22 protein-coding genes and 1 riboswitch are annotated in these 23,840 nt (G+C 33.8%); of the genes, 14 read left to right on the top strand and 8 right to left on the bottom strand.

Annotated features, from left to right (window positions below; genetic code table 11):
• Positions 1-5: 5 nt before the first annotated feature.
• Positions 6-1,148 (bottom strand): ABC transporter substrate-binding protein, encoded by a 1,143-nt coding sequence (locus J0383_RS15545; RefSeq protein ID WP_207294915.1) that lies wholly within the window; start codon positions 1,146-1,148, stop codon positions 6-8.
• Positions 1,149-1,243: 95 nt separating this feature from the next.
• On the opposite strand from J0383_RS15545, the gene J0383_RS15540 reads away from it, so the two are divergent.
• From J0383_RS15540 to J0383_RS15510, 7 genes are all read left to right on the top strand, one after another.
• Positions 1,244-1,606 carry a DUF5522 domain-containing protein gene (locus J0383_RS15540; protein ID WP_207294914.1) on the top strand — a complete coding sequence of 121 codons (363 nt, stop codon included), beginning with the start codon at positions 1,244-1,246 and terminating at the stop codon, positions 1,604-1,606.
• Between the two features lie 79 nt (positions 1,607-1,685).
• Positions 1,686-2,195 carry a bifunctional adenosylcobinamide kinase/adenosylcobinamide-phosphate guanylyltransferase gene (gene cobU / locus J0383_RS15535; protein WP_207294913.1) on the top strand — a complete coding sequence of 170 codons (510 nt, stop codon included), beginning with the start codon at positions 1,686-1,688 and terminating at the stop codon, positions 2,193-2,195.
• Between the two features lie 179 nt (positions 2,196-2,374).
• A complete protein-coding gene (gene cobT, locus J0383_RS15530) occupies positions 2,375-4,054 on the top strand; it encodes a nicotinate-nucleotide--dimethylbenzimidazole phosphoribosyltransferase (protein WP_207294912.1) in 1,680 nt (559 codons plus the stop codon).
• Between the two features lie 64 nt (positions 4,055-4,118).
• Entirely contained in the window at positions 4,119-4,904 is a 786-nt protein-coding gene (locus tag J0383_RS15525) for an adenosylcobinamide-GDP ribazoletransferase (protein WP_207294911.1), read from the top strand.
• The gene (cobC, locus tag J0383_RS15520) at positions 4,889-5,422 is read left to right on the top strand and encodes an alpha-ribazole phosphatase (RefSeq protein WP_207294910.1); all 534 of its coding nucleotides are present in this window, start codon (positions 4,889-4,891) and stop codon (positions 5,420-5,422) included. The genes J0383_RS15525 and cobC overlap by 16 nt, the downstream gene beginning before the upstream one ends.
• A gap of 66 nt (positions 5,423-5,488) precedes the next feature.
• Positions 5,489-5,687, top strand: a riboswitch (cobalamin riboswitch).
• 28 nt (positions 5,688-5,715) lie between these two features.
• Positions 5,716-7,569 (top strand): TonB-dependent receptor plug domain-containing protein, encoded by a 1,854-nt coding sequence (locus tag J0383_RS15515; RefSeq protein ID WP_207294909.1) that lies wholly within the window; start codon positions 5,716-5,718, stop codon positions 7,567-7,569.
• A 5-nt stretch (positions 7,570-7,574) separates the two neighbouring features.
• Complete coding sequence (locus J0383_RS15510) at positions 7,575-8,627, top strand: YncE family protein (protein WP_207294908.1); 1,053 nt, start codon at positions 7,575-7,577, stop codon at positions 8,625-8,627.
• Between the two features lie 66 nt (positions 8,628-8,693).
• Here J0383_RS15510 and J0383_RS15505 read toward each other — a convergent pair whose 3' ends face one another.
• Positions 8,694-10,166 carry a S41 family peptidase gene (locus J0383_RS15505; protein WP_207294907.1) on the bottom strand — a complete coding sequence of 491 codons (1,473 nt, stop codon included), beginning with the start codon at positions 10,164-10,166 and terminating at the stop codon, positions 8,694-8,696.
• A 171-nt stretch (positions 10,167-10,337) separates the two neighbouring features.
• Between J0383_RS15505 and J0383_RS15500 the strand changes: the two genes are divergently transcribed.
• From J0383_RS15500 to J0383_RS15480, 5 genes are all read left to right on the top strand, one after another.
• A complete protein-coding gene (locus J0383_RS15500) occupies positions 10,338-10,847 on the top strand; it encodes an RNA polymerase sigma factor (RefSeq protein WP_207294906.1) in 510 nt (169 codons plus the stop codon).
• Positions 10,834-11,322 carry a hypothetical protein gene (locus J0383_RS15495; RefSeq protein ID WP_207294905.1) on the top strand — a complete coding sequence of 163 codons (489 nt, stop codon included), beginning with the start codon at positions 10,834-10,836 and terminating at the stop codon, positions 11,320-11,322. The genes J0383_RS15500 and J0383_RS15495 overlap by 14 nt, the downstream gene beginning before the upstream one ends.
• An 11-nt stretch (positions 11,323-11,333) precedes the next feature.
• A complete protein-coding gene (locus tag J0383_RS15490) occupies positions 11,334-11,909 on the top strand; it encodes a DUF4252 domain-containing protein (RefSeq protein ID WP_239023081.1) in 576 nt (191 codons plus the stop codon).
• A 1-nt stretch (position 11,910) separates the two neighbouring features.
• Complete coding sequence (locus tag J0383_RS15485; RefSeq protein WP_207294904.1) at positions 11,911-12,447, top strand: DUF4252 domain-containing protein; 537 nt, start codon at positions 11,911-11,913, stop codon at positions 12,445-12,447.
• Between the two features lie 113 nt (positions 12,448-12,560).
• Positions 12,561-13,646: a S41 family peptidase gene (locus tag J0383_RS15480; RefSeq protein ID WP_207294903.1), complete on the top strand. Its 1,086-nt coding sequence runs from the start codon at positions 12,561-12,563 to the stop codon at positions 13,644-13,646.
• A 76-nt stretch (positions 13,647-13,722) separates the two neighbouring features.
• Here J0383_RS15480 and carB read toward each other — a convergent pair whose 3' ends face one another.
• Both carB and rpmH read right to left on the bottom strand, forming a co-directional pair.
• Positions 13,723-16,578, bottom strand: coding sequence for a carbamoyl-phosphate synthase large subunit (gene carB / locus J0383_RS15475; RefSeq protein ID WP_207294902.1), 2,856 nt, complete (start codon positions 16,576-16,578; stop codon positions 13,723-13,725).
• Positions 16,579-16,724: 146 nt separating this feature from the next.
• Positions 16,725-16,886 carry a 50S ribosomal protein L34 gene (gene rpmH / locus J0383_RS15470; protein ID WP_008464848.1) on the bottom strand — a complete coding sequence of 54 codons (162 nt, stop codon included), beginning with the start codon at positions 16,884-16,886 and terminating at the stop codon, positions 16,725-16,727.
• A gap of 169 nt (positions 16,887-17,055) precedes the next feature.
• Between rpmH and J0383_RS15465 the strand changes: the two genes are divergently transcribed.
• Positions 17,056-17,571 carry a DUF2892 domain-containing protein gene (locus tag J0383_RS15465; protein ID WP_207294901.1) on the top strand — a complete coding sequence of 172 codons (516 nt, stop codon included), beginning with the start codon at positions 17,056-17,058 and terminating at the stop codon, positions 17,569-17,571.
• A 301-nt stretch (positions 17,572-17,872) separates the two neighbouring features.
• On the opposite strand, the gene J0383_RS15460 is transcribed toward J0383_RS15465, so the two are convergent.
• A complete protein-coding gene (locus tag J0383_RS15460; protein WP_207294900.1) occupies positions 17,873-18,532 on the bottom strand; it encodes an alpha/beta hydrolase in 660 nt (219 codons plus the stop codon).
• Between the two features lie 292 nt (positions 18,533-18,824).
• On the opposite strand from J0383_RS15460, the gene J0383_RS15455 reads away from it, so the two are divergent.
• Positions 18,825-19,136 carry a GNAT family N-acetyltransferase gene (locus J0383_RS15455; protein ID WP_239023080.1) on the top strand — a complete coding sequence of 104 codons (312 nt, stop codon included), beginning with the start codon at positions 18,825-18,827 and terminating at the stop codon, positions 19,134-19,136.
• Here the strand turns inward: J0383_RS15455 and J0383_RS15450 are convergent.
• From J0383_RS15450 to J0383_RS15440, 3 genes are all read right to left on the bottom strand, one after another.
• Positions 19,133-20,563: an anion permease gene (locus tag J0383_RS15450; RefSeq protein WP_207294899.1), complete on the bottom strand. Its 1,431-nt coding sequence runs from the start codon at positions 20,561-20,563 to the stop codon at positions 19,133-19,135. The two genes, J0383_RS15455 and J0383_RS15450, sit on opposite strands and share 4 nt — an antisense overlap.
• Positions 20,564-20,580: 17 nt before the next feature.
• Entirely contained in the window at positions 20,581-21,729 is a 1,149-nt protein-coding gene (locus J0383_RS15445; protein WP_207294898.1) for a porin, read from the bottom strand.
• A 200-nt stretch (positions 21,730-21,929) separates the two neighbouring features.
• Positions 21,930-23,564, bottom strand: coding sequence for an ABC-F family ATP-binding cassette domain-containing protein (locus tag J0383_RS15440; RefSeq protein ID WP_207294897.1), 1,635 nt, complete (start codon positions 23,562-23,564; stop codon positions 21,930-21,932).
• Positions 23,565-23,840 lie beyond the last annotated feature (276 nt).

Genomic DNA, 23,840 nt, shown 5'->3' with positions numbered 1-23,840 from the left:
TATTCTTAATTAAGTTTAGAAGCAAAAGTAAATTCGTAGCTTGACAATAAATCAGGATGAAAGATTTTAATATAATCTTTTAAAACTAAATCCGGACGGCTTGGTGCTAATTCATAATAAACGGTTCCGCCTGTCGCTCCAAATTTACCTTCAAAAGTATATATAGTTTTATTTGTGAAAGCATCAAATTGAGAATAATGCGGATTTGCTTTTTGCAATTCATCCAAACTTTTGAATGATCCTGAAGCAATCCAAACATTAGCCGTTTTAGCTTTGTCTAATACTTTTTCAAAAGACAAACCTTCACTTCCTGTTCCTTTTAAATCTGCCCAGAGATAATTGGCTTTAGCATCTTTCATAAACTGCGCCACCCAGCTGTTTCCTTTTGCTACATACCAAACATCTTCATACATAGAGCCGTACAAAACTTTTGAGGTCGCGGGCTTATCATTCACTAACTTTTTCGCTTGATTATAACTTTCAACAATTTTATCAAACAATTCTTTTGCTTTGTCTTCTTTTCCAAATAAAGCTCCGTAAAGTTTGATCCATTCTGCTTTTCCAAGCGGAGATTGCTCCATCCAATCGCCTTGAATTAAAACTTTTAAACCGCTTTTTTTCAAGTTATCCAGCATTGGGTTGTTGTTGTCAACTCCAAAAGTCACAATTAAATCTGGAGATAATTCGATTAATTGTTCGATATTCAATTTTTCATTTTGTCCAACATTTTTAACCGAACCTTTATCAATTAAAGCTCTTGTTTTTTCTGAAGAAATATAATCCGTGTGTGGAAATCCAACCAATTTATTTTCTACTTCAAGCATTTCCAAAAAAGGAATATTAGTGGTTGAGGTTACGACAACAGATTCTAAAGGGACTTTAATTGAAGTATATTTTTGAAGACTATCAGGGATTTCAGTATTATTTTCTGTTAAAACATATGTAAATTTCTCATTAGCATTTGGCCAAGGGTTCATCACATTTACAACAGAATAACCTTCGTATTTCACAATAGAAAAACCAGAAGCGTATTCAATACTATTTTTAGGATTATCAGATTTTACGACTGTCTGCGTTTCATTCTTTTTACAGCCAATAAGGAGAAAAAGCGAAAAAACGACCATTAATTTAGAGAAATAATATTTCATATTTTACATTTTGTATGACAACAAAGGTAAAAGAATTTCTATTTTTTTTGTTTACTTTTATTTCTACAATTTTAAACAAATAATATTTTTATTTGATGAATGTTACAAAAACAAAAATCTGCTCCAGCTGTGATTCCGAGTTCAGCTGCGGAGATATTTCGGTTGAAAATAAATGCTGGTGCAATGATTATCCGCCTATTTTCAATCTATCAGAGGGAGGCGACTGCCTTTGTCCTTCATGCTTCCAAGAAGCTTGTGAAGATAAAATAGACGCTTACGTAGAGACTATTACCACAAAAAATGCACATAAAAACAAAGCACAGCATTTACCCAAAACAGAAAAATTAATTGAAGGAATTGATTATTATTTAGAAGATGGAAATTACGTTTTCAAAGCCTGGTTTCATCTTAAAAGAGGCAGCTGCTGCGGCAATAAATGCAGGCATTGTCCATATTAGAAATTGAAAGTTATGAGTTATAAGTTATGAGTTTTTATACCTTTGACAAATAACTTTATAACACATAACTTCCTCAAAAATGATTTATTTAATTACCGGAGGCGAACGATCTGGAAAAAGCAGTTATGCTCAAAAATTGGCTTTAGAACTTTCTAACTCTCCTTTATATGTGGCTACGGCACGAAAATGGGATTCGGATTTTCAAAACCGAATCGACCGTCACCAGCAGGAACGCGATGAACGTTGGACCAATATTGAAAAAGAAAAATATTTAAACGAAATTGACTTCTCTGGAAAAGTGGCTTTGATTGATTGCGTAACCCTTTGGCTGACCAATTTTTTCGTTGACCATAAAAATGATGTCGCGTTAAGTCTGGAAGAAGCTAAAAAAGAATTTCTTTCGATAGCCAATCAGGAAAATGCCACTCTGATTATTGTAACCAACGAAATTGGAATGGGCGTTCATGCTTCTACCGAAATTGGAAGAAAATTTACAGAACTGCAAGGCTGGATGAATCAGTTTCTGGCTTCAAATGCTGATGAAGTGGTTTTAATGGTTTCGGGAATTCCAGTCAAAATAAAAGGATAAAAAAACTCAATGCAATTTCAAAAAACAATATTTTCAATCTGGATGTAATCACTTGAATAAAGTATAAATATTAATTCTGATTCCAAAACGAATATTTTAATTTTACTAGAACTAAAAAGTTTTGAGATTCAATTCCCTTTCTTGGCATTGATTTTTGAAATTCTTATTGATTTTTAAAAATGAGCAATCTAGACGACATATTAAAATCACGACGTGACACCCGACATTTTACAACCGATGAGGTTCCTGATGAAGTACTTCAAAAAGCTTTACAGGCGGGACATTGGGCACCATCTGTTGGTCTGACTGATGCTACGAGATATTATGTCATTAAATCTGATGAAGTCAAAACGGCTATTAAAAACCTATTTTTAGAATACAATAAAAAAGCAGAAGAACTTACCGATAATCCCGAACAAAAAGAACTTTACAGATCTTTAAAATTAGAAGCAATCGAAGAAGCTCCTATTGGACTGATAATTGCATATGATCGCTCTGTTCTCAATCAATTTACTATTGGTACTATTGGCAGTAACGAAGCTGTCAAATTCAGCTCGGTTTGTGCGGCTCAGAATATTTGGCTTTCACTTACTGAACAAGGTTACGGAATGGGCTGGGTTTCGATTCTTAATTATCATCAATTCAAAAAAATCCTAGATTTACCCGAACATATAGAACCACTTGGATATTTCTGCATAGGAAAACCGGCTACCAATTATGGCAATCAGCCTATGTTGCAGCAATTACATTGGAAACAAAAATCAGAAACTCCAGATTGTAAAGAAATCAAAGAGATTCATCAAATACATATTCCTGAACTTGCATTGAAATCAGAAAACCACATTGAGAACCAATCTGATTTCAACAGACTTTTACAGGAAAAAATAGATTCCAAAACCAAACCCGTTGGTTCTCTGGGAACTTTAGAAACTCTGGCTTTTCAAATGTCGACCGTTTTTGAAACTTTAAATCCTAAAATAACAAAACCCAATATCGTTGTTTTTGCTGCGGATCATGGTATCGCCAATCATGGTGTAAGTGATTATCCGCAAGATGTTACACGCCAAATGGTGAATAATTTTCTTGATGGCGGCGCAGCTATAAATGTTTTCTGCAAGCAAAATGATATTCAATTATCTATCGTCGATTCGGGTGTTAATTATGATTTTCCAACCAATGCAAAATTAATCGATGCCAAAATCGCCAAAGGAACACAATCTTTCCTCCACGTACCTGCCATGAGCGAAACAGAAGTTCAATTGTGTTTTGAAAAAGGAAAAAGCATTGTTGAAAATATTGCACAAAAAGGCTCTAATTGTATTGGTTTTGGCGAAATGGGAATTGGAAATACTTCTACAGCTTCTGTTTTAATGAGCGTTATTACTGGTTTTCCTATTGAAGAATGTGTTGGAAAAGGAACTGGTGTAAAAAATGAAAAATTACTTCACAAACAAAATTTACTCAAAAAAGCCATCGATAATTATTCCGGTCAAACCGAGTTAATGTCGCAACTCGCCTATTTTGGTGGTTTTGAAATTCTTCAAATGGCAGGCGGAATGCTGAGTGCTTTCGAAAATAAAATGCTGATTCTTGTTGATGGTTTTATCTGCACCACAGCTTTTTTAATTGCTCATAAAATCAATCCGGCTATTAAACAAAATGCCGTTTTTTGTCATTGTTCCGCCGAAAAAGCACATCAAAAATTATTGAATTATCTCGAAGCTAAACCAATTTTAAACTTAGATTTGCGTCTGGGTGAAGGAACCGGCTGCGCAGTTGCTTTTCCTATTTTAAAATCGGCAGAAGCATTTTTGAATGAAATGGCTAGTTTTGAAAGTGCTGGAATTAGTAAAAAATAAGTTTCCAGTCTCAGTTTCTAGTTTTCAGATTCAATAAAAATTATATAAAATCCTCATTTTTCAAATGAAAAAACAACTTGACATTTTTTTTACCTGTTTAATGTTTTACACCCGCATCCCTTGTCCAAAAAACATTACTCATGATCCTGATTATTTAAATAAGGCCACACGCTATTTTCCTTTTATTGGCTGGATTGTGGGAAGTATTTCATTTTTGTTTTTCTATGTTTTTTCTTTTTTCCTTTCGATAGAATCTGCGGTTATTTTTGCAATAATTGCTTCTATTTTAACAACTGGAGCTTTTCATGAAGATGGATTTGCAGATGTATGCGATGGATTTGGCGGCGGCTGGACGAAAGAAAAAATCCTAATGATTATGAAAGACAGTGCTATTGGAGCGTATGGCGCAATTGGACTTGTTCTGCTTTTTCTAGCGAAATTTAAACTGCTTTCAGAATCTATTTCAATCATTACAAATCACAATATTCTGATTTATTTGTTGTTCATTTCTGCTCATTCTTTAAGCCGATTAGCTGCAATCAGCATTATTTTTACGCATGAATATTCTCGTGAAGATGCTTCCAGCAAAAGCAAACCTATTGCCAAAAAACATACTTGGAAAGAAGTTCTTGGTTCTTCTTTGTTTGGATTGATTCCTTTGGCAGCACTCTCCTACTTTAATTATAAAATTCTTTTAGCGTTACTTCCTGTTTTCATTACAAGATATTGTCTGGCACGTTATTTTCAAAAATGGATTGGCGGTTACACTGGCGATTGTTTAGGCGCTACACAGCAAGTTTGTGAAGTCATATATTACTTAAGTTTTCTTTTTATATGGAAATGTATCTAGTGCGCCATACCGAAACGATCTGCGAAAAAGGAATTTGTTATGGTCAGTCTGATGTTGATATTGCAGAACCTTTTGAAAACATATTCGGCAGTATCATTTCTAAACTGCCATCTGAAGCCGTGATTTTTACAAGTCCGTTGAAACGCTGTGTAATTTTAGCCAAACATATTCAGGAAAATATCAAAACGATTTCTTTTCAGGAAGATGAACGTTTAAAAGAAATGAATTTTGGCGATTGGGAATTGAAAAAATGGGATGAAATTCCATCGGAACAACTCAATCCTTGGATGGAAGATTTTGTAAACATTAAAGTTTCAAATGGAGAATCTTTTGTAGAATTACACGGAAGAGTTGGCGATTTTTTATCTGATAAAATTGCAAAAACAAATGTTCCAGTCATAATTGTCGCACATGCCGGAATAATCCGAAGCATCATTTGCCATCAGACTTCACTGCCCTTAAAAAATGCTTTTACGAATAAAGTAGATTTTGGACAAGTTATAAAAATTGAAATTTAGCGCTAATAATTTATAATTTTATACGAAACGCAAAAGAAATTTGAATAATCAATATTTTTAATTTTATCTTTGCTGCAAATTTAAGGTTGTGTTTTATTAACACATTAAAAGGGAATCAAGTAAAATCTTGAGCTGTACCCGCAACTGTAAGCTTAGTTCTAAACGAATGTTTGTTGTAAACTACGATGCCACTGCTCGCTCAGGCGAATGGGAAGGTAAACAACAAAACGCAAGCCAGGAGACCTGCCTTTATAACAAAATATCGAGCTCTCGGGAAAAAGAGTGTAGAAATTATGATTTTAAGGTTACGTTTTGCTTTTTTATTCCTTGTGTTGTGCCAATTAACTTCGGCGCAGAACGATTCTATTACCAAACTGAAAGAAATTATTGTTTCTGATTCTAATCTGAAAAAATACTCCAATTCGCAGTCGGTTTTAAAATTGAATGATTCCATCATCAATAAAAATGAAGCTTTACTGACTGATTTACTAAACTTTAATTCTACGCTTTATTTCAAAGAATACGGACGCGGAATGCTTTCTACAGTTTCTTTTCGCGGAACGACTTCTTCGCAAACTGCAGTTATCTGGAACGGAATCAACATTAATTCACAAATGAATGGAAGCACGGATTTTAATACGATCTCAGGATCTGATTATAATTCTGTGAGTGTAAAAGCCGGAGGCGGAAGTGTTATTTATGGAAGTGGAGCGATTGGAGGAACTGTACACCTAAATAACGATTTGTTGTTTTCTAATCGTTTTGAGAATACCCTAAAACTAGACTACGGAAGTTTTAATACAATTGGAATAAATTATAAAACCAACATTTCTAATAAGCAATGGAGCGCACAGGTTGGTTTTTCCAAAAATAGTTCTACAAACGATTATAAATATCTAAACCGTTATACTTGGCGTGGCGAACAGCGCTGGAACCAAAACGGCCAATACGATATTATAACTATGAGTGCTAATGTGGGGTATAAAATTGACGATAAAAACACTCTAAAATTGTACAGTCAGACTTCAAATACAGATCGAAATACATCTTTAGTAACAGAAAGTGAAACTAAAAGCAAATATGTGAATGGTTTTAATCGAAGTTTATTAGAATACGATGGTGATTTCGGAAAATTTAAAACCAATTTCAAAACGGCTTACATATTCGAAAACTATAAATATTACGCCGATAATACGAAAGACTATTACAGCTCTGGCAATACTGAAAGTTTAATCACCAAACTGGATTTAGGATATACTCTTTTTAAAACTACTCAGATAAATGGTATTGTAGATTATAATAGAACCAAAGGCTACGGAACAAGTTTTGGAGATCATGTTCGCGAAATTAGTTCTGCATCTTTACTGGTAAAACAAGATATTGGGGCGAATTGGAAAAATGAATTTGGTATTAGAAAAGAATTTACAAATAACTATGAATCACCGCTGTTATTTTCATTAGGTTCCTCTTATCAATTTAGTCCGTTATATAATTTGAAACTAAATGTATCTCGAAATTTCAGAATTCCGACTTACAATGATTTATATTGGGAACCAGGAGGAAATTTGGATTTGAAACCTGAAAGTTCTTATCAGGCTGAAATTGGGAACGTTTTTACATTCAGAAACATTTCGCTTACACAAACCTTTTATTACATGAAAATAAAAGATCTACTGCAATGGATTCCAGGATCAAGTGGTATTTGGTCTCCTCAAAACACCGATAAAGTAAATAGTTATGGAGCCGAAACTTTGGTAAGCTGGAAAAAACAATATGGTAAAAATCATTTAAGTGCCAACGCATCTTATGCTTATACCGTTTCGAAAAATGAAGAAACCGAAAAACAGCTTTTTTTCGTTCCATTCCACAAAGCAACCGCTTCTGTTGCTTATTCTAGAAACAGAATCTCGGCATACTATCAATTTTTATACAATGGTTTTGTTTATACCAGAGCCGATAATGATCCAAACGAAATTGTAAAAGATTATATGATCTCAAATATCGGGATCGACTATGATTTTAAATTTTTGGATTCCTTTAAACTCGGATTTCAAGTTCTAAATCTTTTTAATGAGAATTATGAAAGTCTGGAAGACAGACCTATGCCCGGAACCAATTTCAACGTGTATTTAACTCTAAAATTTTAATATTTATGAAACTTAGTAAATTACTTTTAATAGCAATGTGCATTAGCTTTTTTGCTTCTTGTTCGAGCGATGACGATAATGATACATCAAAAGGAGAATACGACAACGGATTTTTTATTTTAAATGAAGGAAGCACAGGACAAGGAACTGTTTCATTTGCAAGCAACGATTTAAATGTTTTTGTAAAAGACATTTACTCAGCAGCAAACCCAACTGATTTACTTGGAAAATTTGCTCAAAACATCTTTTTCGACGGAGATAGAGCTTATATCATTGCAGGTGGTTCAAATGTTATTAATGTAGTAAACCGTTACACTTTTAAATTAATCGCTAAAATCGACAGCGGACTTGCTAATCCAAGATATGGTGTTGTTAAGGATGGAAAAGCCTATGTAACAAATGCAAACACGTACTTTGACTATGATAAACCAGAACAAAATCCAAATGGAAATACTGATGATTATGTGGCCGTGATCAATTTAGCATCCAATACGGTTGAGTCTAAAATTCAATTAAATGCTACGGCCAACCGTTTAGTTTTAGAAGATGGCAAATTATACATCACTGAACCATATAACAACAGCAAATTATTAATTGTAAATATTGCAACAAAGACATTAGAAGCTCCAATCGAAGTAGGTTACAATGCTGATTGCATCGAAGAAGAGAACGGAACTTTATATATTTTAAGAGGTCCTTATGGCGCTAGAAGTGAAATTGTAAAAGTAAAATTATCAGACAAATCTGTTTCTAATGTTACTTTCCCTGAAAGCTTAGACGGTGCTTCTTTCATGGATATTGAAGATGGCAAAATTTATTATACAGTTAATAAATCTGCTTATGTAATGAACTTAACAGCCGCAACACCTTCTACAACTCCAATTCTTACTTCACCAGTAAGTTACTTATATGGATTTGCAGTTAACAACAATCGTATATACATGGCTGATGGAAGCTTTACAGCAGATGGAAAAGCATACATCTACAGTTTAAATGGAGATTTACAGAAAACGTTAACTACCGGAATTGGTACTAACGGTTTCTATTTTAATGATTAATTTGTTTTAGAATTAGTTTATTAGTTTTTGGAAAAAAAAGGCTTTCATTTCTGAAAGCCTTTTTTTTTATTTTAATGATTTTAAAAGTCCTTCCGGAGCTTTTTCAAGATACATCTGATTGCGTATACCATTCATTGCTTTAACATTCGTAAAGGTTTGTAAAGCTTCTTTACGATCTTGTTGTATTCTTTTTGCAGCTGAACCTGTAATTTTTGAAATTGCAAGATTTAATAATGGTTCAGATGCATCACCCAAAACCCCCATATTAGTTATGTATTCTAATTGTTCGTAAGTAGGTTTTAAACCATCTGTATATTCACCAAAATCATTTGCGTTCACAATTTTCAAAACCAATGGCTGCATCGCATATTTATGGTTCAAGTTTCGGTTTGCTTTTCCAAAAGTTGGAGAATCATATAAAGTAACAGAACCTACATTTTTCCCTACTGTTGTTTCTCCTATTTGAATAACAGAAATATAAGGCACAAGTCCGTTGATTACCAATTCGCTCGCAGAAGCCGTACCGTCAGTTGTAATAATATAAATTTTATTTAAGTTTAAGCTGTTGATTGCCGCGCCATCAATTTTATCAACAAATCTAACATTTAGCGATTCTGGATCTTCATTTTCGTAAAACTCGTTCACTTTAGGATTCCACTTTTCTTTAGCAAAAATCTTATCTTTAAATTGTCCGGTAATCATACTTGCCAAACGTGCTGCTGTATTGATTGAACCTCCTCCATTGTATCGTAAATCCAAAACCAAATCCGTAATTCCTTCTCCTTTTAAAGAGGCAAAAGCACTGTTAAGCTGTGCATCATAATTAGAATAAAATCCGTTATACATTAAATAACCAATTTTATGACTTCCAGAAACTATCACTTTATTAATAAATACTGGATTTTCATCTAAAGTAGTTTTCACTAACGGAACAGTAACTCCGTTTGTTTTAATAGTACTTCCGTCATAAGTTGCCATATTCAGCGTATAACTGTCAGCATTTAAAAGTGACTGGTAATTTGAAACCGTAAGTTGTGTTCCGTTTACTCCAGTAAACAAATCACCTCTTTTAATGTTTTTGGCTGAAGCATAAGAGTTTGGAAGAATGTAACGCACAAAACCTACAAGTTCTGTTGTACTGTTTGGTTTATAGCTTAATCTATAATCAACGCCATCATTTTTAGAAGTTCCCTGAAGTTCTTGTTCCAAAACGCTGTAATCTTCTACAATCCAGCTAAAACGGTCAACCGCCTGCCCTTTTGGAAATTTACTGATAGGTTTGTATAATAAATTCTGAAACAAATCTTCTGGATCAGAATAACCTCTTAAAAAAGAATTAAGGTCATTTTGTGTACTAAAACGATCATCAGCTAAATTAGGAACATCTGGTTGCCATAAATAAAACTGATTCAGTCCTTTCCATATAAAATCATTTATCTGTAAGTCTGCAGGAGATTCTACATCATCCTGATCTTCGCAGGACTGTAAAGAAAATGCCAACAGAAACAAAAGTAATACACTCTTTAAAATTGTTTTCATATAAACTGTATTTTGGTTTGGTGCTTTAGAGTATTAACGTAAAAATACTACCTTTAGTTTTAACAGTCTTATGTTTATTCTCTTTTTTTTTATAAAAAAACAATTTTGGCTGTAACAAAAATAATAGTGGCTCGTCTTGACTATATAACGCTAACGAATAACCTTTAATTTATGAACCAGAATGTGTTTATAGAATTAGTTAATCCTTTCAAAGACAAAGTTTTTCGTCTGGCAAAACGATTACTTACCAGCACTGAGGAAGCTGAAGATGCTACTCAGGAAGTAATGGTTAAATTATGGAATAAAAAAGAAAATCTGGAGGAGTACAATAATGTCGAAGCACTTGCGATGACGATGACTAAGAATTATTGTTTAGATCAGCTCAAATCAAAAAGAGCAGGAAATCTTCAATTAGTTCATAATAATTACACCGATCGTGAGCCGCAGTTAGACAAAAAACTCGAAGATTCGAACAGTTTAGAATGGGTTGAAAAAATTATAAACCAACTACCAGAACAGCTGCAATTATTAATTCAGCTTCGGGATGTTGAACAATATGAATTTGAAGAAATTGCAAAAATTGTGAATATGAACGAAACCGCAATTCGAGTTGCGCTTTCAAGAGCGAGAAAAAAAATTAGAGAATCAATGGTAAATGCACACAGTTATGGAATTAAATAAAATAGAAAATATATTAGAAAAATACTTTCAGGGAGAAACAACGATTGCCGAAGAAAATCAATTAAAAGAATATTTTTCTTCATCAGATGTTGCGCAGCATCTAGAACAATACAAACCTATGTTTGGTTATTTCTCTCAGGTAAAACAACAGCAGTCAACGCAGAATTTGGAAAATCTTGCTTTAAGCGAAACGATTCCACTAAAAACTAAGAAACGAAACGTGGCGTGGCTATCGATTGCAGCTTCAGTTGTGGTTTTACTAGGAATTGGAACCTATTTATTGGTTAGTGAAGAAAGTGCAGCTCCTGCTCTTACAGCGCAATCAGAATTAGGAACCTACGACGATCCTGAAGAAGCTTTAAAAGAAACACAAAAAGCTTTGGCATTATTGTCGAACAATGTTAATGTAGGCATTGAAAGTATGCAGTACATTAAAGAATACGAGCAAACAAAAAATAAAATTTTTAAACAGTAATTAAAAAAGATATGAAATCAACGATTCACGAATACAGAAAAAATAATAAACTAAATATGAGTAAAAATTTCATCATAACTTTAGTTTTCGCATTTGTAACAAATGTATTTTATGCACAAGGTGCTTTTGACAAATTTGATGGTCAAGACGACGTAACATCTGTAATTGTAAACAAAAAGATGTTCGACTTAATGAGTAAAGTAAAAGTTGATGCTTCTGATAAAGAAACACAGCAATACATTAAGCTTATCAAAAAATTAGATTACCTAAAAGTGTTTACAACCAAAAATCCTAAAATCGAAGCCGACATGAAAGCTTCTGCTGATAAATACATCAAAACAGCTGGTTTAGAAGAATTAATGCGAGTAAATGACAGCGGTAAAAACGTAAAAATAATGGTAAAATCTGGGGCAACAGACACACAAATTAAAGAATTACTGATGTTTGTTGACGGTGCCAAAAATGACGATACGGTTTTATTGTCTCTTACAGGTAACTTCGATCTTAACGAGATTTCTGTATTAACAGATAAAATGCAGCTCCCTGGTGGTTCTGATTTGAAAAAAGCTTCTAAAGGTAAAAAATAATATGAAAGTCAGTGTTTTCACCTCAGTCCTGCTGGCATTACTAACTCTTGTAAGTTGTAATTCTGAGCCTACATTACAAAAGTATTTTGTAGAGAATACAGAGAAAAAAGATTTTATTGCAGTTGATGTTTCGTCGAGCATTTTAAATCTGGAACAGATCAAGCTGTCAGCAGAGCAGAAAGAAGCTATAAATTCATTTGATAAAATGAACATTCTAGCCTTTAAAGCTAATGGCACTAATCAGGCTGAATATGACGCTGAGCGTAAAAAACTGACTGCCATTTTAAAAAATCCAAAATATCAGGAACTAATGAAATTTGGTTCTGGTAAGGACGGTGCTTCAATCAGCTATGTAGGTTCAGATGAAAATATCAGCGAGTTTGTAGTTTTTGCCAACAGAAAGGAAAATGGTTTTGCCGTAGTTCGTGTTCTAGGTAAAAATATGAATCCAAATAATATCATGACATTAATGTCGGTTTTGCAAAAATCAAAAATCGACATGAAACAATTAGAGCCTTTACAACAGCTCATAAAATAAATACATCTTACATTTATAAAGAAAGCTCCAACAACGGAGCTTTTCTTATTTTTAATTTTATATTTAACGTATTAATTATTAGCCAAAACTAAACCAATCAATCAAAAATCAAAATGAAATTAAAATCGTTTTTAGCAATAACTCTTCTGATAATTAGCTTTACTGCCACCAGCCAAGCCTCAAAAAAACTCAGCAAACCCGAAAAAGATTTCGAAACTTTCTGGACTACATTTAAGGATAATTATGCTTTTTTTAAACTTAAAAAAGTAAACTGGGATGATACTTATAAAAAGTTTCGTCCTTTAGTAAGCTCAAAAACGAAAGAAAAAGAACTTCTTGAAATATTTGAAGAAATGATTACGCCGCTAAAAGATGGTCATATTACAATTTCAAAAGGAGATGAAGTCGTTTATAAAGTAAAAAAACAATCGGCTTTTCTTGACGAATTTAAAGGAACAGAAAACAAATTATGGGAAACCAGTTTTACCACATTAGAAAACAATGGTTTTTCGAAAATCAAAGGGAGCGGACCAATATTCAAAAACAATTATTTGTACAATTCTGCCAAAAGCAATGATATAGGGTATATTCGCATTTCAAGATGTTTTGGAAATCTTGAAAGTCTTTTTGATGATAATAAAGAAAAAGAAGATATTCAATTAATGCTTACACTTTTCGATAGTATATTAAATTCCTTTGCTGAAACAAAAGCTATTATAATTGATATGAGATCAAACGGCGGCGGTCATGGCGGTGATCTTTTAGCATCCAGATTTGCATCTGAAAAAAGAATAACGCATTATAAAAGCATTAGACAAAAAGGAGATTATGAAAACTTCACTAATCCCGAACCAATTTACATAAGCCCAAATGAAGGAGTACGTTATTTAAAACCTATCGTGATTTTAACGAACGACAAAACTGCAAGTTCGGCCGAAGATTTTACCATTTCATTGTATCAGCAGCCAAATGTTACCACAATAGGAACCAATACTTCTGGAATGATGTCGGATATGTTTGGCGCTGATTTATCGAATAAAATTTCTTTCACCCTATCGAATCAGCGATATTATTCAACTACTAATGAATTACTTGAAGATGTTGGTGTTCCTGTAAAAATCGAAATCAAGAATACCAAAAAGGATATTGAGAACCAATATGATCCGGCAATTTTAAAAGCGCTGGAAGTTCTAAAATAACCCATTTACAAGATAAATTTTACACAAAAAAGGCTGTCCGAAAAAGACAGCCTTTTTTTTATAATAGAATTTGAGATTATTTACTCAAATACATTTTTCTTCTAGAGTACAATTCGTAGAATTGATCGTCTTTTAAGTCGTCAATAAACAAGATACTTTCTCCAGTTGATTTCATTTCAGGTCCTAATGCTTTGTTTACATTCGGGAATTTGCTGAAAGAGAAAACCGGTTGTTTGATTGCATAACCATTTAATTGCGGGTTGAAATCAAAATCTGTTACTTTATTATGACCTAACATTACTTTAGTAGCGTAATTTACATAAGGTTCTCCGTAAGCTTTTGCAATGAACGGAACTGTTCTAGAAGCTCTAGGGTTTGCCTCGATAATGTAAACTGTATCGTCTTTAATCGCAAACTGGATATTGATTAGTCCAACTGTTTTTAAAGCTCTAGCAATTTTATGTGTATGATCTTTAATTTGCTGCATTACAAATTCTCCTAAGTTAAAAGGAGGCAATGTAGCATTACTATCTCCAGAGTGAACTCCACAAGGCTCAATGTGCTCCATAATCCCGATGATGTAAACATTTCCATCAGCATCACAAATGGCATCAGCTTCTGCTTCGATTGCTCCAGCCAAGTAGTGATCCAGTAATAATTTGTTTCCTGGAATTGCTTTCAACAAATCGATAACGTGCTCTTCAAGCTCTTTTTTGTTGATTACAATTTTCATTCCCTGACCTCCTAATACATAAGAAGGACGAATTAAAAGCGGGAAATCTAAAGTATCTGCTAATTTTGAAGCTTCATCTGCTGTTTCAGCGATTCCAAATCTTGGGAAAGGAATGTTTAATTCAGTCAATAAGTCAGAGAAACGTCCTCTATCTTCTGCTAAATCAAGTGCGTCAAAACTAGTTCCAATAATTTTTACTCCGTATTTAGAAAGTTTGTCTGCCAATTTCAAAGCTGTTTGTCCTCCTAACTGAACGATTACACCTTCTGGTTTTTCGTGCTGGATGATATCATAAATATGCTCCCAGAAAACTGGTTCGAAGTATAATTTATCAGCAGTATCAAAGTCTGTAGAAACCGTTTCAGGATTACAGTTAATCATGATTGTTTCATAACCACATTCTTTTGCTGCTAAAACTCCGTGTACACAAGAGTAATCAAATTCAATTCCCTGTCCAATTCGGTTTGGTCCAGAACCTAGAACGATCACTTTCTTTCTGTCTGTTACAATACTTTCGTTATCCACAAAACGTTCTCCGTTTGCTTTTTCAATTTCAGCCTCAAAAGTTGAGTAATAATATGGAGTCAACGCTTTAAATTCAGCCGCACAAGTATCTACCAATTTAAATACACGGTTGATTTTTTGTTCCATACGTAAAGTGTGCACTTCACTTTCCAAACAATTCATCATGTGCGCTAATTGTCTGTCAGCAAAACCTTTTTGTTTCGCTTCAAGCAATAATTCCTTAGGAAGATTAGAAACTTTGTAGTTTGAAATTTCTTTTTCTAAAGTATAAAGCTGCTCATATTGTTTTAAGAACCACATATCGATTCTTGTGATTTCATGAATAGTACTCAACGGAATTCCCATTGCGATTGCATCGTAAATCACAAAAACACGATCCCAGCTTGCATGAGTCAGTTTGTCGATGATTAATTCGTAATCTTTGTATCCTTTTCCGTCAGCACCTAAACCATTTCTCTTAATTTCAAGAGATTGAGTGGCTTTGTGAAGTGCCTCTTGGAAAGAACGTCCGATTCCCATAACCTCCCCAACCGATTTCATCTGAAGACCTAAAGTTCTGTCTGAACCTTCAAATTTATCGAAGTTCCAACGTGGTATTTTTACAATTACGTAATCTAAAGTTGGTTCGAAAAGAGCCGAAGTAGATTTTGTAATTTGGTTTTGTAATTCATCTAAGTTGTATCCTAAAGCTAATTTAGAAGCAATTTTTGCAATTGGATATCCAGTTGCTTTTGACGCTAAAGCAGAAGAACGAGATACACGAGGGTTGATTTCGATGGCTACGATATCTTCTTTTTCGTCTGGCGAAACTGCAAATTGTACGTTACATCCTCCCGCAAAGTTTCCGATACTTCTCATCATTAAGATAGCATAGTCACGTAATTTTTGGAAAGTGGTATCCGATAATGTCATTGCTGGCGCTACTGTAATCGAATCTCCTGTATGGATTCCCATTGGGTCCATGTTTTCGATTGAACAGATAATTACAACGTTGTCATTTTTATCTCTTAAAAGCTCTAATTCGTATTCTTTCCATCCCATTAAAGCTTTGTCAATTAAAACTTCATGGATTGGAGAAGCTTCTAAACCACGAGTTAAAAGCTCATCAAAATCTTCTTTTTTGTAAACCACAGCTGCTCCAGTTCCTCCTAGTGTAAACGAAGGACGAATTACAAGTGGGAAACCAAATTCTTGAGCAATTTCTTTTCCTTCTAAGTAAGAAGTAGCTGTTTTTGCCGGTGCAGTTGGTACGTTGATTTTTTCTAAAAGCTGTTTAAACTGTTCTCTGTCTTCAGTAATATTAATTGCATTTACGTCAACACCAATTAATCTTACTCCGAAATCTTGCCAGATTCCTTTTTCCTCAGCTTCCAAACACAAGTTTAAGGCTGTTTGCCCTCCCATCGTTGGTAAAACAGCATCAATTTGTGGATGTTCCTTAAGAATTTCAATAATCGATTTTGTAGTTAATGGTTTCAAATAAATATGATCGGCCATAGATGGGTCGGTCATAATTGTCGCTGGATTTGAGTTAATCAAGATAACTTCAATTCCTTCTTCACGAATAGAACGTGCAGATTGAGAACCTGCATAGTCGAATTCGCAAGCTTGACCAATAACGATAGGTCCTGAACCTATTATTAAAACGGATTTAATTGATGTGTCTTTAGGCATTTTTTATGTATTGTGTAGTTATATAAGTGCTTTAAAAAACTTTTCTAGTGTGCTAAAAACTAGAAAGTTGAGAAAATTTTTACCGACAAGGTATAAAAAAAGGCGATACTAAGAAAGTAATCGCCTTATGTATGTTTATAAAAACATTATTTTTTGTGTCTAGGTTCGCTAGAAACAGTTAATTTATGTCTTCCTTTTGCTCTTCTACGCGCTAGAACTTTTCTTCCATTCGCAGAAGCCATTCTGTCCATAAATCCGTGCTTATTTCTTCTTTTTCTTTTCGATGGTTGAAATGTTCTTTTGCTCATTGCTTTGTATCTTTAAAAATGGTATCTATTAACTCTTTGTTTTGGTTTTGGATATCGTTGTTCAAAAACCGAGTGCAAATATACAAAGACTTTTTTTTCTGGCAAGTAGTTTTATAAAAATATTTTTAATTCCTTTTACTATATTTGCAATCACAAATATACATCTATTATGTTTAATAAAATTATCAAACTTATTTTAGCCGGACTTCTTGTAGTTGCAGGGATTTGGCAAATTATCGATAAAGAAACTGGAAATGGTATTTTCCTTATATTATTGTCTGCTATTCCAATTTTTCTTTATTTTAAAAACGAATTTATCCTTTTAGCCTTCCTTAAATTAAGAAAACAAGACTTTGAAGGCGCTAAAAAATGGTTAGCATACATCAAAAACCCTGAAACTGCTTTAGTAAGAAAACAACAAGGGTATTTTAATTACCTTCACGGAATCATGTTATCGCAGACCAATCTTATTCAGGCCGAGAAACATTTCAAAAAAGCAATTGAACTTGGATTATCAATGGATATGGATTTAGCGGTTGCTAAATTGAATCTTGCCGGAGTTGCCATGTCACGCCGTAGAAAACTAGAAGCAACAAATTTATTAAACGAGGCAAAGAAATTAGACAAACAGGGAATGCTGAAAGATCAAATCTCTATGATGAAAGAACAAATGAAGAAAATCTAAATTTCTTTTAAATTACAATATTAAAAAATCCCAAATTCCAATTTTCTGGCGTTTGGGATTTTTTTTATTTTAGATTGTGGAATTTAGATTTTAGATTTATGCTCATTTTATATTCTCATATAGAAGTCATAGAACAGGATACTTAACCAATTCAGTATGTATTTACTTTGCTTGTCTTTCGACTTCGCTCAGGAAGACAAAACTTCATTGTTACTTCATACAAATCTTTGTCAAAGTTTAAAACTTTGATAAAGATCAAAAACGTAGAATTTGGGATTTAAAAATTTAGAATTTAAACCTTTTAATCTCCCAATATAATAGAAGGCAGATTTTCATTCAGCCATTTGTATTTATTCAGAATCATAATATGCGATCCTCCTTTTACCACAATACAGCTGTTGATGTATTTTATTGGAAAAACATCATCTTTATCACCGTGAATATGAATCACATTTTCGTCAACTTTATCTCTGTCCCATAAAATTACCGATTCGACAGCCCATTGCAGGTAATTAAGGTCACGAACTGCTAAAAACTTCTCGTATAATTTAATTCGTTTGTTTACTTTTTCTCCAAAAGAGTATTTCGCCAGACTTTCGATATTCAAAATTAGTTTCATCGGAATGAGTCTATAGGCTTTTGTTTTCTTCCCTATTTTCATTCTTCTCGGAAATTCAACATTGCTTCTAACACTTGAAATAATAATTACTTTTCGTGCTTTGATGTGTTTTGCGATTTCCTGAACCAGAATTCCTCCAAACGAGACTCCTATCAAAATAGGATTTTCATGTTTAATGTTTTTCGAAATTCGGAGTGCATAATCTGATAATGGTTCTTTTGGATGCGGAATCTGCCACTCCAAAAGGCACGTTTCAAAAATAGATTCATCTAATTTGATTCTTTCAAATATAGCCGGACTTGCAGCGAGACCAGGCATAAAGTATACAGGAATTTTACTCATTTGCCAGAAAAAAAAGGATTATTGTACTTGGTTTAGTTTTTTTTATGTTAAAGATACTTCTTTAAACAATATATCCTGCAAATCTTACACCACAATTCACATTAAACCAATTGCATCAATAATATATAGTATGTGTTCTATATATTAAATCTTTTAGAAAACAATTCAATATTGAAAATCAATTAATTAACTTTGCAATCTGAATACTTCATATTCAGCGCCTTATTTTTAAGGATTTTATTTGATATTATTTTCACGTTCTTTTTCTAATATTTTTATCCACCCCAAAAACATGACAAATATGGAGCCTAATGAAACTATGGAAATCAAAGACAATACTTTTGCCAGACAATTTGAAACCATGGTCCCTGAAGGATTATTAAGCGTAGAATATTCATTTCAGGAAAAAAAGATTTTCTTAACCAAAATTAACACACCGGAAAACTATGAAAACCAGTCTGTAATTGACACTCTTCTTAAAAACATAATGGAATTAAGCATAGAGAAAAAATTCAGAGTTGTGCCGATTCATCCAAAAATCGCAGCTTTTTTCAAAAGAAATCCTAAATACAAAGAATTATTGCCTCCAGGAATCCGAATTTAAAAATCACCGATTACCCAAAGCCATAATCCACCGATTATCATATATATAAGAAGCATTACAAGTCCGGTTACCAAACCTTTAACCCACCAGCTTTTTAAATCCACATATCCGCTTCCGAAAAACACGGGAGCCGGACCATGTCCGTAATGCGTTAAAGTTCCGTAAATCGATCCCATAAATCCCAGCATAAAAGCCAATAACAGTCCCGGAATTCCCAGCGAAATACCCACTCCTAAAAGTGCTGCATACATAGCTGCCACGTGAGCCGTTGCGCTCGCAAAAAGATAATGGCTGAAAAAATATACCAATATTATAATAGGAAAAGCCATTTGCCAGCTTAATCCACCTATTTCGGCTTTTACAACGTTGCTGAACCATCCTATAAAACCCAGCTCATTAAGAGAACTGGCCATCATTACCAAAACCGAAAACCAAACAATAGTATCCCAAGCTCCTTTTTCGGCTTTTACATCATCCCAAGTTAAAACTGAAGTTAGAAGCAGAATCACTAAACCAATAAAAGCTGTTGTCGTAGCATCAATAGAGAATAAATCGCCCGTCATCCATAAAAATAATAAAATAAAGAAGGTCAACAACATCATCCATTCGTTACGGGTTATTGGTCCCATTTCATTCAATTTTTGAGCTGCGATCTGCGGAGCATCTCCTGTTTTCTTTAATTCTGGCGGATAAATTTTGTACAGCACAAACGGAATTACAAAAAATGCACACAAACCCGGAACAATGGCTGCGGCCGCCCAAGACATCCAAGTAATTTTAATTCCTAAATTTAAGGCAAACTTCTGACACATTGGATTACTGGCTGTTCCGGTCAAGAACATAGAAGATGCTATTAAATTCATGTTGTAACAATTCAATGTTAGATAGGAACCTAATTTTCGATGTGTTTCGGGTTGTTCGGGCATCGAACCAAAGCTCATTGACATTGATTTCATAATTGGATATATAATTCCGCCTCCTCTTGCTGTATTACTTGGTACCGCAGGCGCTAAAACCAAATCAGCCAAACCGAGACCATACGCCAATCCTAGTGAACTTTTCCCAAATATTCGAATAAATAAAAATGCAATCCGGTTTCCTAAACCTGTTTTTATAAATCCTCTGGCAATGAAAAACGAAATTCCAATAAGCCAGATCACTTTATCTCCAAAACCTTTTAAAGCGAGTGTAATTGATTTTCCGGGATCTTCTGGCGCCAAAACCTGTGTAAAAGCCGTCAGAGCAATTGCAATCATGCACATCGTTCCCATGGGAGCTGCTTTTAAAATAATTCCGAGTATGGTTGCCACAAAAATGGCAAACAAATGCCACGCTTCTGCCACAACTCCATTTGGAGCAGGAATCAGCCAGATTGCAATTCCAACAGCAAGCGTAATAAGGGTTTGAGGATTTTGTACTTCTTTCATAAAAACAGGTTTTTAAATTAAAGTCGGAGCTGTAATTGTATCAGGAATAAATTGTCATTATAGTATGCCGAATCAGGAATGTTTCTATCAAATCGGTCAATTTCAAATCCCATTTCGATTCTTCCTAAATAGGCTTTTCCAAATTCAAGACTTATCATTGGCGTGTAAGTCTGTCTCACATTTGAATCTACTTTATAACTCGGATCAAATGTTTCATAGCGGCAAGACAATTCCAGAGAAGTTAGTTTTTTATAATTTACGACATATCGAAGATTCGGAAGAAAATAAATTCCGCGCATTTGATAGTCGGCAACATTTGGCGTTCTGCTTTCTGCGGGAAGTGAAAAATATAAATTGTGATTAGTTCCCTGCTTATATTCAATCTGGAGATCAAAAGTAAATCGATCTGTCAGTTTAAAATCACTGGTAATATCGGCTCCAACCGCAAAGACTTTTTCTTTAAATACTTTCCCATAACCACCGTTTAAGCCTAAATTGATTTTGTGTGTTTTAGATAATTCAAAAACCCATCTTGTAGAATACTGCTTTCCATTGTCTTTATCCATTTCTTGATTCTTCCCATTTCCGTTTAAAACTGAAAGAGCATAATTCACAGGAATCTTTCCAATATCAAACGCCCCAGTTGCCGAAGCGCCAATTTGAAAACTGGTCCAGCCATTTTTTCCAAATTCGTAATATTGATTAGAGAAATCAAAGGATTTTATGATATCAACCGGAACTAATTCCTCGATACCAAAAGCAGGACGAAATTGTCCTCCTGTTAAAGCTATGTATTTATTAAAGGTATATTTTCCGTAAGCATTTTCAAGAACCTTTCCCTTTGTATCTGATTTAAAATCGGCGAGGTTTACCAATATCACTACTTCGGTGGCTTCACTTAATTTGGTATTAAGTCCAACACGCATTCTTTTAATATCAAAAGAACTTTGTGTAACATCGCCTGTAGAATGATGCATTCCCAAAACATCGACATTATCTCCAAAACTTTCAAGATATCTGGCCTGCAAAAGACCTTTAAATTGAAACTGTGGATACTTCCCAATTTCTTCAGAACTTTCAGCTTGATTCACATTGCCTTGAGCGTTCATAAAAAATGGAAGTAATAAAAAAACAAAAGCAATTTTTATTAGTAAAGTTTTATTCATACACTTTCTGAAATAAAAAATTAAACTTCGTTCCAACTGTCTAAAACAGTTTAGAGAATGTCTTTTGGAAATATACAGCCAAATTAACAAAAAAATCTTACAATTGTAATTAGTTACAGTAAAATATCAATGCCAAATTTTATAAACTAAAAAAGGCATAAGAATCAACTTATGCCTTTTGGTTATTTTTTATATAACGATCACTTCTCTATTTCTCTTAAATTCTCCATTTTCTTGTGAGCAAGGAATCCTGCAACATCTTCGAAATGTTCTTTTACTCGTTTATTACCGAATTCAAAAACTTTAGTTGCTAATCCGTCAAGGAAATCACGGTCGTGAGAAACTAAAATCAAGGTTCCGTCGAAATCACGCAAAGCATCTTTGATAATGTCTTTTGTTTTCATATCCAAGTGATTCGAAGGCTCATCCAGAATCAACAAATTCACAGGCTCCAACAATAATTTAATCATTGCCAAACGCGTTTTTTCTCCTCCTGAAAGTACTTTTACTTTTTTAGTGATATCATCTCCTTGAAACATGAATGCTCCCAAAATATTTTTAATCTGAGTTCTGATGTCTCCTACAGCAATACTGTCGATAGTTTCAAAAATGGTGGCATTTTCATCTAGTAAAGCCGCTTGATTTTGAGCGAAATATCCAATTTGTGCATTATGGCCAATTTCAACGCTTCCAGAATCAACGCCGATTTCTTTCATAATCGCTTTGATCATAGTTGACTTTCCTTCTCCATTTTTTCCAACAAAAGCAACTTTCTGTCCGCGTTCGATTACAATATTGGCATCTTTAAACACAACATGATCGCCATACGATTTAGACATTTCTTTTACGATAACGGGATATTGTCCAGAACGTGGTGCTGGCGGGAATTTCAAACGCAATGCCGATGTATCTACTTCATCAACTTGAACAATTTCTAATTTTTCAAGCATTTTTACACGAGATTGAACTGCATCTGTTTTTGAGAATGTTCCTTTAAAACGCTCGATAAAAGCACGGTTTTCTGCAATCATTTTTTGCTGCTCGTCGAAAGCTTTCTGCTGATGAATACGACGGTCTTTTCTTAATTCTAAATAATGCGAATATTTTGCTTTATAATCGTAGATCCTTCCCATTGTTACCTCGATAGTACGATTGGTAATATTATCTACAAATGCTCTATCGTGCGAGATTACGACAACTGCTTTTGCTTGATTTAAAAGGAAATCTTCTAACCATTGAATACTTTCAATATCCATGTGGTTGGTAGGCTCATCCAGCAAAATCAAATCTGGTTTTTGTAAAAGGATTTTTGCCAATTCGATTCGCATTCTCCATCCTCCGGAAAATTCAGAAGTCTGACGTGTAAAATCTTCTCTTTCAAATCCTAAACCAACTAATATTTTTTCGACTTCAGCTTCGTAATTTACTTCTTCGATTGCATAAAATTTCTCGCTTAAGTCCGAAACTCTTTCGATCAATTTCATGTATTCATCACTTTCGTAATCTGTACGAACAGTTAACTGCTCATTGATTTCGTCAATTTCGGCTTTCATTTTAAAAATCTCACTGAATGCTTTTGAAGCTTCTTCCATAACAGTTGCTCCATCTTCAGTAAGCAAATGCTGAGGCAGATAAGCAATAACAGCTTCTTTTGGAGCTGAAATATTTCCAGTCGACGGTTTATTAACGCCTGCAATAATTTTTAAAAGTGTCGATTTTCCCGCACCATTTTTACCCATAAGGGCAATTTTATCGTTTTCATTTATCGCGAAAGAAACATCGCTGAAAAGTGTAGTTCCGCCAAACTGAACTGAAATATCGTTAACTGTAATCATTTGTTTTTTTGTGATTTTGTGTACCCGGTTAATCGTTTAACCGACTACCCTTTTTTTTCGTGCTGCAAAGATAGATTTTAATTTAGATAATGTGCCAATGAGACAATTAGAAAATTTGAGAATGTGTCAATTAGATAATTTGAGAATGTGTCAATTAGATAATTTGAAAATGCGTCAATTAGTCAATTAGATAATTTTCATGCTTGTGTAAAAACGAAAACCCGATAGTTTGGTAAAACTATCGGGTTTAAAAAAATTATCTAATTTTCGAATTGA

Origin of the sequence: Flavobacterium endoglycinae, from assembly GCF_017352115.1 — a bacterium.
In the GTDB taxonomy this organism is placed as follows: domain Bacteria; phylum Bacteroidota; class Bacteroidia; order Flavobacteriales; family Flavobacteriaceae; genus Flavobacterium; species Flavobacterium endoglycinae.
This window is presented reverse-complemented; position numbering and strand designations above follow the sequence as displayed.

Coding starts and splice junctions, on each gene's coding strand:
- J0383_RS15440 (WP_207294897.1), bottom strand. CDS start 23,564: ATGATTACAGTTAACGATATTTCAGTTCAGTTTGGCGGAACTACACTT.
- J0383_RS15450 (WP_207294899.1), bottom strand. CDS start 20,563: ATGAAAGAAGTACAAAATCCTCAAACCCTTATTACGCTTGCTGTTGGA.
- J0383_RS15490 (WP_239023081.1), top strand. CDS start 11,334: ATGAAATCAACGATTCACGAATACAGAAAAAATAATAAACTAAATATG.
- J0383_RS15525 (WP_207294911.1), top strand. CDS start 4,119: ATGAAAAAACAACTTGACATTTTTTTTACCTGTTTAATGTTTTACACC.
- J0383_RS15485 (WP_207294904.1), top strand. CDS start 11,911: ATGAAAGTCAGTGTTTTCACCTCAGTCCTGCTGGCATTACTAACTCTT.
- J0383_RS15510 (WP_207294908.1), top strand. CDS start 7,575: ATGAAACTTAGTAAATTACTTTTAATAGCAATGTGCATTAGCTTTTTT.
- J0383_RS15500 (WP_207294906.1), top strand. CDS start 10,338: ATGAACCAGAATGTGTTTATAGAATTAGTTAATCCTTTCAAAGACAAA.
- cobC (WP_207294910.1), top strand. CDS start 4,889: ATGGAAATGTATCTAGTGCGCCATACCGAAACGATCTGCGAAAAAGGA.
- J0383_RS15460 (WP_207294900.1), bottom strand. CDS start 18,532: ATGAGTAAAATTCCTGTATACTTTATGCCTGGTCTCGCTGCAAGTCCG.
- J0383_RS15480 (WP_207294903.1), top strand. CDS start 12,561: ATGAAATTAAAATCGTTTTTAGCAATAACTCTTCTGATAATTAGCTTT.
- rpmH (WP_008464848.1), bottom strand. CDS start 16,886: ATGAGCAAAAGAACATTTCAACCATCGAAAAGAAAAAGAAGAAATAAG.
- J0383_RS15540 (WP_207294914.1), top strand. CDS start 1,244: ATGAATGTTACAAAAACAAAAATCTGCTCCAGCTGTGATTCCGAGTTC.
- cobU (WP_207294913.1), top strand. CDS start 1,686: ATGATTTATTTAATTACCGGAGGCGAACGATCTGGAAAAAGCAGTTAT.
- J0383_RS15545 (WP_207294915.1), bottom strand. CDS start 1,148: ATGAAATATTATTTCTCTAAATTAATGGTCGTTTTTTCGCTTTTTCTC.
- carB (WP_207294902.1), bottom strand. CDS start 16,578: ATGCCTAAAGACACATCAATTAAATCCGTTTTAATAATAGGTTCAGGA.
- J0383_RS15515 (WP_207294909.1), top strand. CDS start 5,716: ATGATTTTAAGGTTACGTTTTGCTTTTTTATTCCTTGTGTTGTGCCAA.
- J0383_RS15445 (WP_207294898.1), bottom strand. CDS start 21,729: ATGAATAAAACTTTACTAATAAAAATTGCTTTTGTTTTTTTATTACTT.
- J0383_RS15505 (WP_207294907.1), bottom strand. CDS start 10,166: ATGAAAACAATTTTAAAGAGTGTATTACTTTTGTTTCTGTTGGCATTT.
- J0383_RS15465 (WP_207294901.1), top strand. CDS start 17,056: ATGTTTAATAAAATTATCAAACTTATTTTAGCCGGACTTCTTGTAGTT.
- cobT (WP_207294912.1), top strand. CDS start 2,375: ATGAGCAATCTAGACGACATATTAAAATCACGACGTGACACCCGACAT.
- J0383_RS15495 (WP_207294905.1), top strand. CDS start 10,834: ATGGAATTAAATAAAATAGAAAATATATTAGAAAAATACTTTCAGGGA.
- J0383_RS15455 (WP_239023080.1), top strand. CDS start 18,825: ATGACAAATATGGAGCCTAATGAAACTATGGAAATCAAAGACAATACT.